The following is a 12,090-nucleotide window of genomic DNA, read 5'->3' as shown; positions in this document are numbered from 1 at the left end:
CCAACTTGACCCAGGAGACCCTGTCATGCAGCAAATGGACGATGCGACTCGCACCGAATTGGAAGCCGCCGCCTTTCGCCGACTGCTTCAACACCTGGATGCCAACAAGGACGTCCAGAATATCGACCTCATGATCCTGGCGGATTTCTGCCGCAATTGCCTGTCCAAGTGGCTGGTTTCCGCTGCTCATGAGCGTGGAGCCGAACTCGACTACGAAACCGCCCGGGAATATGTATACGGCATGCCCTACAGCGAGTGGAAGGACAAGTACCAGCAGCCGGCGACGCCGGATCAACTCGAGGCCCTGGAAGCACGCCAGAAGGCCAAGGAGCAGTCATGAGCGAGGAACGTAGCGCATTCGTTCCGTTGAACGTTGCGGTACTGACCGTTTCCGATACCCGGACGGAAGACACCGATCGTTCAGGCCAGGCGCTGGTCGAGAGCCTCGCGGCCGCTGGCCACCGGCTCGCAGACAAACGGATCGTCGTCGACGATGTGTATCGCATTCGCGCCGTGGTGGCGGGGTGGATCGCCGATCCCTCGGTTCAGGTGGTGTTGACCACTGGAGGTACGGGCTTCACTGGACGCGATTCCACGCCAGAAGCCGTCAGTGTGCTCTTGGACAAGACGATCGAAGGCTTCGGCGAGCTGTTTCGCCATCTTTCCTGGCAAGAAATCGGCAGTTCGACAATACAGAGCCGCTGCCTGGGCGGATTGGCCAATGCCACGGTGGTCTTTTGCCTGCCGGGCTCCACCGGGGCGTGCCGCACGGCCTGGAATGGCATCCTCCGCGAACAATTGGATAGCCGCCACACGCCATGCAACTATGCCAACCTGGTCATTCCCGGTCGAGGTACCCATGGCTGAACCTGTAGCCAACGGGTTGCAAAGCGTTGAGTCAGCGCTGGCTGCCTTGCTCGATGGCGTCGAGGCGCTTCCCGACGAGCCAGTCGCCATCGAGCGAGCCGGTGGCCGGGTACTTTCCCAGGCGGTAATTGCCCGGCAGGACGTTCCTCCTGCGGATAACAGTGCAATGGATGGCTATGCCCTGCGCTGCAGTGATGCAGGTAGAACACTGCCCATCACTCAGCGAGTCGTCGCTGGCGTGCCACCCTCGCCTCTGGCTTCCAATAGCTGCGCCCGGATTTTTACCGGCAGCGAGATCCCTCCTGGTGCCGACTGTGTTGTCATGCAGGAGGATGTTCAGGAAACTGCCGAAGGGATCCATTTTCCCAAGACTCTTTCTCTGGGCAGTAACATTCGATCTCGGGGGCGTGACGTTGCCTCAGGGACGGTCTTGCTGAAGGCGGGGACACGTCTCGAGGCGGCATCCCTCGGCCACCTTGCTGGCCAAGGGATCACCGAGGTCAACGTGCGCTGTCGTCCCCGGGTCGCCCTGCTCTTCACTGGCGACGAAATCGTCGACCCGGGCAAGCCGCTGGCACCGGGACAGATCTACAACTCCAATCGTCCCATGCTGCGCCGCCTGCTGGAGCGTTTCGGTGCCGAGGTCATCATGGCCGAATCTGTCCCCGACCGTTACGAAGCGACCTGTGACAAGCTTCGTCAAGCGGCCGGCAAGGCCGACATTGTAATTACTACCGGTGGTGTCAGCGTCGGTGAGGAGGATCACGTCAAGCAGGCACTCGAAGCGCTCGGCACACTGGATCTCTGGCGTTTGGCAATGCGTCCGGGGAAGCCTTTGGCCCTGGGTCGCCTGCCTCGCGAGGACGGCCATGGCCAGGTCCGGTTCGTTGGGCTACCTGGTAATCCGGTATCAAGCTACGTTGGCGCCTGGCTGTTTGTTCGTCCCTTGATGGGTCAACTGCTCGATTGCCCATCGTTACAGGCATTGCCACGCATGTATGCCCGAGCCGGTTTCGCGACACGCACCCAGGGACGACGCCATTACATGCGCGTCAGACTGGATTTCACGCCGGACAAGATTACTGCTCATGCTTTTGCCGATCAAAATTCTGCGGTGCTGTCATCCTGCATCGATGCTGATGCCCTGGCCATCGTGCCGCCGTTTACCGAGGTCTGCGAAGGCGATAGCCTGGAGTGCCTGTGGCTTGTGGAGAAGTGATTTACCGGCCCAGCCGGGCGCGAATGTCGGGCCACAAGCGCTGGAAGTCGTTTTCCAGCAACTCATAATCACCTTCCAGCCACGGAACCAGTGCTGCGAGACGGTTGGGGCCGCTAAGGCGGCGGCCTAGCCCGGCCACGGCCCTGCAGGTAAAGTCGAAGTCGGCATAGCCTCTGAGCCAGTCCTGAGAGACCATCGCCGGGATCATGCTGCCCAGGCGAGCCGGTGCCTGGCGGTTTCGTAGCACATGATAGGCACGCTCGATGATGCTGTCGTCATCAAGGTCACGGGCAATGAAATGATCCCAGACCATGTCCAGAGCGACCCCGGCGAACCGCCTGCCATCACGTGGCGCCCTGGCACGAGCAGCTACGACATCGGGGTGGGCATCGACCACGGCATCGACTCGCCGGTGATGACGAATGCCATACCCGACCTCATCGGGCCAGCCACTCAAATCACTGCCCTTCACTCCATCGGCAATCAGATTGCCGTACAGGAAATCATCGCTTCCCTTCCTGGCCAGCAAGGCATGTGCAAGAAAATTCACTTTACCTCAGAGGCAATTGGTGGGTTTCGGTAGGCCTGCGAGGCGGGCAGCTACCTTGGCCGGGCTCTCGGGAAAGAGCTTCATGAGATGGAGAGACTTGCCTTTTTCCGCTCCCAGCGTCTGCCCTACGGCCTTGACCAGCGGACGCATGGCCGGTGCCATTTCGTAACGACGATAGAAGTCACGCAGTACCTCGATGACCTCCCAATGCTCCTCGGTGAGAAGGCGTCCCTCCTGAGCAGCGAGCGCTATTGCAACACCGGGAGTCCACTCGTCCATGTCAATCAGATAGCCTTCGGGGTCAAGGGCAATATCCCGGCCTTCGACAGTCACGCACTTGTCAGATGTCCGTGCACTCATCAATACCAGCTCACCGTTTGTGTTGCCTGCTCCGTCAGGGCGACGAAGCCTTGCATGTCGACAAGCTCCATGGTCTCGGCTTGTCTGTGTTCCAGTCCGCGTGAAACCAGATCTTCTTTCAGCACGAAGATCCGTCCACGAATGGATGCGAATGTCTCGGCAAGAGGAGCCACCGCGCCATAGACGCCATCCTCCAAGAGTAACAGCCGGTCATTGTCGCCCATGGCACGCAGTGCATCGAACGGGACACGACTGGAAGCCGGCGAGCGGTTCAGTATATGCAGCAACACACACGCATCCTTATCGAGGTTAAAAGCTGTATATCGGCGAATGTTCAGCCAGGACACGAGGCAGCGACGCAGCATCGACCAGGCTAACTGGAAGCTGCAAGTCGTCGATCGTCAGCCCTCGCTGTGCCAAGGATTCGCCATCGACGAGCAAGGTGTCGATATCGTACATCTCAAGCATATCAAGGGTCGGATGTGTGCCCTTCTGGCCGAGCGGACCACTGGTCTGGCCCGCGATCAAGGCCTGCACGCCGTCACCGAGAAAGAGCACGTGGACCTTCCTGCCCAAGGCAGCACCTACCAGGGCTACGTCCAGTCCTTCGCGCAGCCAACTGCTGCCATGTGGTGAGTGGCGTAGCATGACCAGCATGGCGGAGTCCGTCGTATCGCTCATGTCTATATTTCACACTAAGGAGAGAATGTTACCAGCCGATCATGAGTGGTATGGACGTCGATCAGTTGCCCTAGCCCGGTCAGCTCGAAAGGCGATTCGACAGCGTGGCCCTCCTTGCCGTGACGTCGCGCTTCGCGCTCATCGATGATGCCGCGCCGCAACGCGGCTGCAATGCATACCAGCAGCGATGTGCCCTGCTCCTGGTGCAACCGACGCCAGGCCTCTACCAGGTTGGGTTCGTCCTGGGGCGGAGTTGCCAAGCGAGACGCATTATAAACACCGTCATGATAGAAAAAGACCGTGCCGAGAGTATGTCCCCGGGCAATTAGGGCGCTCGCAAAACGCAACGCAGAATGCGAGGCTTGCTGACTATAGGGGGCACCCTGCACCAGTAATGCGTATTTCATGTCGATGCCATCCTTTGCTGTGTAAAAACACAGAACCCCGTCCGTGAGGACGGGGTCTCGTTCAAAGCTGACCGGATAGGGTCGCTCAGTCGTCACTCATCACGCCGAGCAGGGAAAGCAGGCTGACGAAGAGGTTGTAGATCGACACGTAAAGCGTGATGGTCGCCAGGATATAGTTGGTTTCACCGGCCCGGTGCACGATCTCACTGGTCTGGTAGAGAATCACCGCCGAGGAGAACAGCACGAAACCGGCGGAAACCGCCAAGGCCAACGCTGCAATGTCAAAGAGCATTGCCACGACCATGGCGAGTATCAGAACGATGGCCCCGGCGAGCAGGAAGTTGCCAAGGAAGCTGAAGTCCTTGCGAGTCAGCAGCGCCACGGCGGAAAGACCCACAAAGGTGGCTCCGGTCATGGCCAGTGCCGTCATGACCAACTGCGCGCCATTAGGTATAGAAAGGTACAGGCTCAGTATTGGCCCCAAGGTGAAGCCCATAAAGCCAGTAAAGGCAAACGCTGCCAGCAAGCCAGCCGCTGAGTTTGCTGTCTTATGCACCAGGAACATCAGACCGTAGGCACCAATGAAGAACACGAAGATGTTCATCTGGCCGATACCCATGGCCATGGCTGCGCCTGCGGTGACTGCCGAGAACAGCAAGGTCATCGCCAGCAGCATATAAGTGTTGCGCAATACCTTGTTGGTACTGACCGCTTGCGTCTGACGCTCGGTCACATGTGACTGGTAGGCCATTGATCAGGCTCCCTTGTATGGTTGCTAGCGTTAGATCAAGAATGCCGGCTTCGGGTTCCCTGTGCAAGCGGCCAAAGCGCACAAACATGCATGCCAAAAGGAAGCCCCGTCTTGGTAGGGGCTCCCCTTTCCAACCGATAGAAACCGGGCCTAGAACTGCTTGAAATGATGACGGTGCTGCTCGAAGGTCTCGAGTTTCGATAACGCTTCCACTGCCGAACGTAGACACTCCGAATCATTGGGGTCATCGACTTCAACCAGCAGCAGATTGGGTGATCCTTCCTTGTTGTGCGCGTCACTAGAGGCCGTTATCGGCAGGTGCTGCAGATCGCTCATCAGTTCCACATAGCGATGATCGTCATCATGACGCCCTACCGCACCGATGATATGGATATCTGCCAACTGGAGTTCCTTGGCTTGCTCTATGGGCACCCGTACGGTGTTTCCTGACATGGTGATCTCCTTTGGTTCCTTAGGTGCCTTTACAGGCTGGCCGGATTAGCCGGTCTTCGCCACCCTTTTCTGCTCCGTGACACGATGCTTGGACAAGGTATTAAGCCACTGATTGCCAACGCCCTCTTGACGAATACTCAAATGTTGGTAGTATACAACGCCGTGAGCCGGAGGGATGGCAGAGCGGTTGAATGCACCGGTCTTGAAAACCGGCAAGGGTTAACGCCCTTCCAGGGTTCGAATCCCTGTCCCTCCGCCACTCACCCAAACATCATCGATTGATGTCCCTGTGGGCATCTGTCCCAGAACCCGTTCGAACGCCGCTAGTGGCTTGGACGGGTTTTTTCATGACTGGAATATATCCCGTCCTCCTTACGCTCATGTTCCTAAGTATGCGCCCGGGAAAACCTCGTGGCTACCGCTGGTCTAGGTGTGAGTTTGAAAACTAATGCTTTTTCTGCTCGCTAATCTGACTCTAACCCTTTGGAATTGCTGCTAACCTAGCTTGGCCAACCAAAAGGGCCCCAAGCTTGAACAAGAAATACCATCCTGCGCTCATCGCGAACCGTGCCGATTCGAGGGTAGCAACGCACCGCTGGTCGGTTCTCGTCGAGATCAAGGGCATCACCCGAAGCTTGCTACCTGAGACGTTTGAGTCTTATTCGCGAGCAGAAGCCCGCGCAGATGAGTTGAACAGGCAAGAGCGCGTCATGGCATTGCGTGCCTTCATCTGAAGGTTCTTCAGTAGAGGCTATCTATTGTCAAAGAACATGCGAGCCAAGCCAGTGCAGCTATTTGTACTTTTCAGCTTCATCGCATAGCACACGCTTAAGTAGTTCCAGTTGACTGTCGGAGTCGGGATCGGTGTACTGGACCATTATCCTTGCCACTTCGTGGCGCACCATCTGGCGTATATATTCATCATATGTGCAAAGGGTGGCTTCACAATGACGACAATACAGCACTTCATGACCGCCAGGGTTGCCTTTCCATCGGTTTTGGTAATGGCAATGGGGGCACTGAACCGATCTGGATATGTTCAGCATAAGCAACATCTCTTGCAAAGTTACCATCGAATATAGCTATCAGGCCATAAGGAACATTGACCACTGTCAAGCAAAATATGCACTGTACATTTCAGTCTGATGAGCCATGTGTTGCTAAAATTCAATATTAGCAAGATTAATTATTATAAAGATACCAAGATTAACCTTATGGATACTTTTTGAATTACAAAACGTCTCTTGTATACATGCAGGTGGCAGGCCCCAGTAAGCAGTGTGGAAAGCTTGGGAACCTATCGCCCTCTCGACGTTGCCCTTGTGCTTGCTCAATTTTGGATTATTATTAACTTGCCGTGCTGCCTGGGAAAAAATCATGGATACAGGGTCGGTAGTTACATACAGCATTGACTTCGATACCGATATGCTTGGCAAGTCGATCATCATAGACTCTGTCATGGGCGCAAAAGTCTGCGGCATGCTATTTAATCCTGCCAATGGGCGTATTCTAATTGTCGTCCAAAAGCCCGATGAGCAGGTGCCCGAGCCGCTTGAATTTGTTGTTCGTGGCGAGAATGACAACAGTGCCGATATACTCAATGAAGTATGGGTGGGATCTTTCTTTTATTCGGTGCACCTTGTGCCTTATCATGTGTTCAAGGTTTTCTAATTAAAGTATCAATATAGCTACTAAGAAAAATTACGCTCCATCCTTATGTAATGGCGACGAATCGATTGCGATTCCCGAAGTCCGAACACCTGGATCTCGAAATTCTTTACATCTGGCCATGCTACGCCAGCGTTGAGGGGCAAGGCATGGTATTGCCCTGTCGAGGATGTCAGGAAAAGGCGGCAATGCTTGTTATCCATTCCCTTCCCCGATGCAAAGACAATTTTACCGTGTATGCCAATGACCCTGTTATTTTCATGAATGGTATGTAGCGATTGACCATTCAAAAGAAAATCTATGTGGGCAGAGTTAGGTATTTCAATCATCATTTCATAGGAAATGATACTATCTTGCTCAATAGTTCCCTCTGCAAGCTCGAGCAAGCCGATCGTTGCGCGCCCGTTCACGGCCGGCAGGCTATTCGAGTAACTGCTATAGTATACAGGCGTTGACTTGAACGTATTATTGCCATCTTCATCTGTGCGTAATGTGTGGCGATTAACTGGTTGCAACACGTCGCAGTGGCGTCTTGACCCGTCAACACTACGCAGTACATTATTCTTGAACGTTCCCCTGTCGACAAGGATGGCGTGACCAGACGAACCTTTCTGCGAAACTACGATATTATCATTGGCATAGCCGTGACTGAATCCGGCGATACCAAATTCGTTCTTCCACATAATCGTGCAGCCGGACATGGTGGCGTAGGCATCTCCCCAGACGCCCCTTCCAAACGTTGTGATCGTAAAGTTGCGGATTGAGGATTCAGGCCCGGTTTGTAGCATGGTGATGTCCTTGTCGCTGGGTCCACCATCATTCAGTTGTCCGCCATTGACATGAATACGCTTGGCTCCCTCCGAGGTGTTGGCGTGGCAAATGTAATCTCCTGCGTTGGATGGCGAGCTCTTTACCCTTAGGATGGTTGGGTTGATGACTTCTGTATCATGGGAGTAATAGGCGAACTCCCAAGCATTTCTAGAGTATAAGAACTCGCAGTCTTTGAAGACTGTTCTCGCAACAGGATTGCCTGATACAGCAGTGTAGCCTTCCTTGGATCCAAAAGAGCAATTGTCAAACACGGTCTTGTAGGTGCTCAAGTTGACAGCAGGCCATCTAAAGCCAGCCTTCTGGCGGAACCCTACATTGGTAATACGGGTATTTACCGAAACATGAAGGTTCCACTGTCTCCCAGTGGCATCGGTAAACGTATCTCCCTCCGTAAGCTCTGGCTGGTTCAGGCGAATCACTCTGCCGCCATCGTAATCGTCGTCGATGAAATATCTGGCCACGATGTATTTTTCATGGACTGAGGCTACTTCATTGATCTGATTGGGTGAGTATAAATTGGTATTACGTACCCGCCGGGTGCCCTCTATGCCTATGATGTCTCCTACCTGGAAGTCTTGGGAATTTTTTACATAAAGCCGGTTACTGACCGTATGCGAAAGGCCATATACATGTTCAGGATGATAAGCAGGGATATAACTGTTGGCGGGCCCATAAGTACCCACTATCACACCCCGCTGTCCAGCATTTCGAAAGTCATTGTAAAAGTAGGATTCGTGCTTGCCACAGCCTGTGATGACTACATCATGTGGAATTAAAATCATCCCTCCATGCGTGTGGGCTCCATGGGAGAGATGAAAGCGTAACTTGTGATCGAAGGCGGTATTGATCGCTTTTTGCAAGGCTTCGTCTTCTCGTGTGCCATCGCGCTTGATACCTGCCTGGGCACTCGTAAAGAAGCCTTGATGACAGCGTCGCCAGAGTTTTTTCCCAGCGGCTATGACATGGATGATATCGTCTGGAGGAACATCAAGCTTGGTAACGAGGGTGAAAAGACCACCTCCATCATCTCCGGGGGCATGATATCCGGCCACCCGGACCAAGGTTCCCTCTGCGATTTGATCGGTTGGAAGCACACGCAGATCTTCGAGTGTAGCTACGCTGACCACTCGACCATCGAGTGCCTTATGCAGTGGTTGCCGACCTGTCATGGTGTGCACGTGCGCGCCAGAAATATCCCCCGCGTGATTTGGGTGATCGTCAGGATAGTTGGTTTGTACCTCTTGGGCAGAGGCACTCTTTGTCTGACCCGACAGGACATTGCCTGCCCAAGCCTGCTGGGCTGCAGTAAGGACTGCTCCAGCCTTGAATATGCGATAAAGAAAGTGCCGCCTCGCGTGATTCACTTCGCGCCTCACACTGATCTTAACGACAAACGCTTCGTAACGATGCTTATCGGTAGAGTAACTTCAGTTGACTATAGCGGCTTGGCTAGGCAGTGAGGGTTAATTTTTCAGCGCAGACCGCTTTCCATACCAAGGTCTGACTCAAGGTGATGCCGTTTTAGTCGATGAACATTAAGCAACTCAATCAAAGGCTTGGTGCAGATGACTAGGTGCCGGCCACTTTTGAACGCTCATACGTAGGGTAGCCCCATGAACGGCATGTTCGATGAACGATACGAGAAGCTGATGAGTTTAACGCATGAGCGCGATGACTGGCGGCGTCGCGCCGAGGCTGCCGAACGCCAGTTACGCGAAGCGCAACGTCAACTTGAGGAAATCAGAAGACATCCAGCGCTTGTGGAAGCCTGAGAAGGTTAGGCAAGATAATATTTTCTTACTTTTTCGATAGCGTATGCCATTTCACATTCTGGCTTGCCTCGGCTATATTGATAGCACGCTAACAATATAGCCGGAGGTATCTATGAAAGTGTTGAACCGGGTGTTTACGATGCTGGCCGCCATTGTCCTTTCAGCGCTTGTCCCTCTCTCGGCTGGCGCAGAACCCAGTCAGACGCTTTCGGAAAGCAGCTACGGAGAGGAAAGCAGTATGGACAGGGTCGGTAAAACACGTACTGGAACGGCTAGTTCGCAGGAAGATGCATCCCGCTAACGTTTCTTGAGCATAATAGGCATTTTTGCCTATCCCAGCCGACTCGGTCGCTTGAGCGTCCGGGTCCCTGCCTTTCCCTGATGTTCTTCCGATGGTCTAGTCCTGTTATAAAGAAATTACATTTCTTTAGATAAGATCTTGAATGTATTGGCTATCTTGAAGGCGATTATCCCATGGCGCCATCATCAGGAATCTGTACCCAGGCAACAGCTTGGTTACGGTGCAGAAGGCTCTGGCCATCAGTAACCGCAAGGAGATCAACATGCCCACGTTTCTGATTGAGAAGGATTACGAGACCGGAGACGCCAATACACCTGACGGGACCTTTCAGGTCGTTACGCTCGAGGATGAAAACGGCAATGATGTCATGGACGAAATCGGCATCGATCCTGGCACGCTGTACCCTATCGACACTGGAGAGGCAGAAATCGTCAGTCAAATCGGTGCGGCCCTTGACCTGGACACAGCCGAGATCGAGCTGGAAGAGTCGAATCCCGGCAATCCTCGGTATCGCCTTGAGTAACAGCATAAGCGCCGAATGCCTCCATGCATTCGGCGCTACTGGGTAAAGCCTCTCAGGGAGTTGAGTCGCGATCGGTCAGATCCGAGCTGTCATAATCCTGATTATCGTCCGGATCCGAGCCAGGCTCCGACGATGTTTGTCCTTCGAAACGTCTTGCTGCCTCAATGGCTTCAGGCTCGCTCTCGTGACGTGAAATTTCCCTCGGGCTATCGGCAACGGTGACATCGACGACTCGCCATCCTGAAATCAGGTAGTGGTCTCCACCATCTTCCTTGATTGGTTCGACTCGTGCGGTATGAGTCATTGGCACCTCCTTGGCAGTGGTTGATTGCTATCGCTTGGTAAAAAGCGCTTCAGTTAAGCGTGGCTTATGCAGCACATCCTGCAAGGCCTGGCAGCGTGCAGCCAAGTCTGCATCGCTTGCTTGCTGGGTCTTGCCCTGCCCCATCAGAAATAAATCCATGATCCAACCCTGCAGCCTCTCCTCGCGAAGCATGGCTCGCTGCAATTCTAGCTGGGCCGAGTCCTCATTTTCTCGGAACAAGGTGCTCGCGTGCAGCGTTTCGAGGAGCCTCCCGGCAAAAGCCAGGCATTTGTCGATGTCCTGGAACCACGCCCGTTCGCGAAAAATCAGACCGATGGCGGCCACATGAGCCACTTGTCCTGCATGGTCATTGTAAAAGGTGTCGATTCTGACTGACTCGAAAACACCCTCCGGTGAATTGATGGTGTGAAGGAGTTTCTTCAAGGCAGGCTGTCCCCGAAGTTCGGGAATCTGCGCTATCTGCTCCGGCGCCTGCACCAGTGGCAGGTAAGGATGAATGACTCCCCCGGCATACGTCTCTGCCTCATAAGGTATCTGTAGCGTTTCATCATCCAGAGTCAACCTGATGCATACTTTTCTTGGCATGCCAGCTCCTGGCTTTGTGAATGTCTTCGGCCGGGTGATGTTCGGTGACATAGCAGCACACAACATTACTTGCCAGTCCAAGGTTCTTTGCCTGCACTGATTGTTGAGTCAAGCCAGGGTTATCCCTTGAGACTGGTCAACCGAACCAATGATGGACTCGATTTGCCGCAACTCGTAGATAGTCGGATTGCGTTTCCATAAGTGGAAATTATCAAGCTAGGGAGAGTGACATGAAAGCGGCAGAGAAGCGACTGGTAGAATGGCTACGCGACGCGCATGCCATGGAAGAGCAAGCCGAGCAGATGCTGAAGGCTCAAGCTAGCAGAATAGAAAACTATCCGGAGATCAAGCGTCGCATCGAGCAGCATATCGATGAAACTGCAAACCAGGCGAAGCAGTTGGAAAGCTGTCTCTCGCGTTACGACGAAAGCCCATCAACCGTCAAGGATACAACCGGCAAGATGACAGCCATGGGTCAGGCCCTTGGTGGCATGTTCGCTGGCGACGAGATCGTCAAAGGCTGTATCGCCAGTTATGCCTTCGAACATATGGAAATCGCCTCCTACCGCATTCTCGTGGCTACCGCGGAAGAAGCGGGCGATGCTGAAACCAAGCGTGTCTGCGAGGCCATTCTGAAGGAAGAAGAAGCCATGGCAACTTGGTTGGAGCAACATACCCCCCAAGCCGTTCATCAGTACCTGCAACGTGATGAAGTGCCAGGCGCAGATGCCAAGCGTTGATGTCGCACCCATCTTTTTCTGCCGCCATCCAGGAGGGTGGCGGCAGCGGCCAAGCAC

General features: G+C 54.1%; 18 protein-coding genes and 1 tRNA gene. 9 read left to right on the top strand and 10 right to left on the bottom strand.

Going from position 1 to position 12,090, the window contains the following annotated elements:
* Nucleotides 1-25: 25 nt before the first annotated feature.
* The 3 genes from BM194_RS11340 to BM194_RS11330 are packed head-to-tail and all read left to right on the top strand — an operon-like array spanning nucleotide 26 to nucleotide 2,086.
* Nucleotides 26-340 (top strand): DUF1244 domain-containing protein, encoded by a 315-nt coding sequence (locus BM194_RS11340; RefSeq protein WP_092846803.1) that lies wholly within the window; start codon nucleotides 26-28, stop codon nucleotides 338-340.
* Nucleotides 337-867, top strand: coding sequence for a molybdenum cofactor biosynthesis protein B (gene moaB, locus BM194_RS11335; RefSeq protein WP_092846801.1), 531 nt, complete (start codon nucleotides 337-339; stop codon nucleotides 865-867). The genes BM194_RS11340 and moaB overlap by 4 nt, the downstream gene beginning before the upstream one ends.
* On the top strand, nucleotides 860-2,086 hold the full coding sequence (locus tag BM194_RS11330) for a molybdopterin molybdotransferase MoeA (protein WP_092846799.1): 1,227 nt from the start codon (nucleotides 860-862) through the stop codon (nucleotides 2,084-2,086). Before moaB ends, BM194_RS11330 begins: the two co-directional genes overlap by 8 nt.
* A 1-nt stretch (nucleotide 2,087) precedes the next feature.
* Here the strand turns inward: BM194_RS11330 and BM194_RS11325 are convergent, their stop codons facing one another.
* From BM194_RS11325 to BM194_RS11295, 7 genes are all read right to left on the bottom strand, one after another.
* A complete protein-coding gene (locus BM194_RS11325) occupies nucleotides 2,088-2,636 on the bottom strand; it encodes an acyl carrier protein phosphodiesterase (RefSeq protein WP_092846797.1) in 549 nt (182 codons plus the stop codon).
* Between the two features lie 6 nt (nucleotides 2,637-2,642).
* Nucleotides 2,643-2,996, bottom strand: coding sequence for a TusE/DsrC/DsvC family sulfur relay protein (locus BM194_RS11320; RefSeq protein WP_092846795.1), 354 nt, complete (start codon nucleotides 2,994-2,996; stop codon nucleotides 2,643-2,645).
* Entirely contained in the window at nucleotides 2,996-3,286 is a 291-nt protein-coding gene (gene tusB / locus BM194_RS11315; protein WP_092846793.1) for a sulfurtransferase complex subunit TusB, read from the bottom strand. Before tusB ends, BM194_RS11320 begins: the two co-directional genes overlap by 1 nt.
* 19 nt (nucleotides 3,287-3,305) lie before the next feature.
* Entirely contained in the window at nucleotides 3,306-3,677 is a 372-nt protein-coding gene (tusC, locus tag BM194_RS11310; protein WP_092846791.1) for a sulfurtransferase complex subunit TusC, read from the bottom strand.
* Between the two features lie 14 nt (nucleotides 3,678-3,691).
* Entirely contained in the window at nucleotides 3,692-4,084 is a 393-nt protein-coding gene (gene tusD / locus BM194_RS11305; RefSeq protein WP_092846789.1) for a sulfurtransferase complex subunit TusD, read from the bottom strand.
* An 85-nt stretch (nucleotides 4,085-4,169) separates the two neighbouring features.
* A complete protein-coding gene (locus tag BM194_RS11300; RefSeq protein WP_092846787.1) occupies nucleotides 4,170-4,835 on the bottom strand; it encodes a Bax inhibitor-1/YccA family protein in 666 nt (221 codons plus the stop codon).
* A 150-nt stretch (nucleotides 4,836-4,985) separates the two neighbouring features.
* On the bottom strand, nucleotides 4,986-5,288 hold the full coding sequence (locus BM194_RS11295) for a hypothetical protein (RefSeq protein ID WP_092846785.1): 303 nt from the start codon (nucleotides 5,286-5,288) through the stop codon (nucleotides 4,986-4,988).
* A 169-nt stretch (nucleotides 5,289-5,457) separates the two neighbouring features.
* On the opposite strand from BM194_RS11295, the gene BM194_RS11290 reads away from it, so the two are divergent.
* The 3 genes from BM194_RS11290 to BM194_RS11285 all read left to right on the top strand — a co-directional run bounded on the left by BM194_RS11290 (nucleotide 5,458) and on the right by BM194_RS11285 (nucleotide 6,959).
* A tRNA-Ser gene (locus BM194_RS11290) sits at nucleotides 5,458-5,547 on the top strand.
* 271 nt (nucleotides 5,548-5,818) lie between these two features.
* Nucleotides 5,819-6,022, top strand: a complete 204-nt coding sequence (locus tag BM194_RS20455; protein ID WP_143097589.1) for a hypothetical protein — start codon at nucleotides 5,819-5,821, stop codon at nucleotides 6,020-6,022.
* A gap of 643 nt (nucleotides 6,023-6,665) precedes the next feature.
* Nucleotides 6,666-6,959, top strand: coding sequence for a hypothetical protein (locus BM194_RS11285; protein WP_092846783.1), 294 nt, complete (start codon nucleotides 6,666-6,668; stop codon nucleotides 6,957-6,959).
* Between the two features lie 20 nt (nucleotides 6,960-6,979).
* Here BM194_RS11285 and BM194_RS11280 read toward each other — a convergent pair whose 3' ends face one another.
* Complete coding sequence (locus tag BM194_RS11280; RefSeq protein WP_143097588.1) at nucleotides 6,980-9,151, bottom strand: hypothetical protein; 2,172 nt, start codon at nucleotides 9,149-9,151, stop codon at nucleotides 6,980-6,982.
* A gap of 285 nt (nucleotides 9,152-9,436) precedes the next feature.
* Here BM194_RS11280 and BM194_RS21015 point away from each other — a divergent pair, with 285 nt between their 5' ends.
* Nucleotides 9,437-9,559, top strand: coding sequence for a hypothetical protein (locus tag BM194_RS21015; protein ID WP_280522547.1), 123 nt, complete (start codon nucleotides 9,437-9,439; stop codon nucleotides 9,557-9,559).
* A gap of 563 nt (nucleotides 9,560-10,122) precedes the next feature.
* Nucleotides 10,123-10,383, top strand: coding sequence for a hypothetical protein (locus BM194_RS11270; protein WP_143097587.1), 261 nt, complete (start codon nucleotides 10,123-10,125; stop codon nucleotides 10,381-10,383).
* Between the two features lie 52 nt (nucleotides 10,384-10,435).
* On the opposite strand, the gene BM194_RS11265 is transcribed toward BM194_RS11270, so the two are convergent.
* Together BM194_RS11265 and BM194_RS11260 are read right to left on the bottom strand one after the other, a co-directional pair.
* Nucleotides 10,436-10,687 carry a hypothetical protein gene (locus BM194_RS11265; protein ID WP_092846776.1) on the bottom strand — a complete coding sequence of 84 codons (252 nt, stop codon included), beginning with the start codon at nucleotides 10,685-10,687 and terminating at the stop codon, nucleotides 10,436-10,438.
* A gap of 27 nt (nucleotides 10,688-10,714) precedes the next feature.
* The gene (locus BM194_RS11260) at nucleotides 10,715-11,293 is read right to left on the bottom strand and encodes a hypothetical protein (protein ID WP_092846774.1); all 579 of its coding nucleotides are present in this window, start codon (nucleotides 11,291-11,293) and stop codon (nucleotides 10,715-10,717) included.
* A 230-nt stretch (nucleotides 11,294-11,523) separates the two neighbouring features.
* Between BM194_RS11260 and BM194_RS11255 the strand changes: the two genes are divergently transcribed.
* The gene (locus BM194_RS11255; protein ID WP_092846772.1) at nucleotides 11,524-12,033 is read left to right on the top strand and encodes a ferritin-like domain-containing protein; all 510 of its coding nucleotides are present in this window, start codon (nucleotides 11,524-11,526) and stop codon (nucleotides 12,031-12,033) included.
* The last annotated feature ends 57 nt before the right edge of the window (nucleotides 12,034-12,090 follow it).

Source organism: Modicisalibacter xianhensis, assembly GCF_900113605.1.
Lineage (GTDB): Bacteria > Pseudomonadota > Gammaproteobacteria > Pseudomonadales > Halomonadaceae > Modicisalibacter > Modicisalibacter xianhensis.
This window is presented reverse-complemented; position numbering and strand designations above follow the sequence as displayed.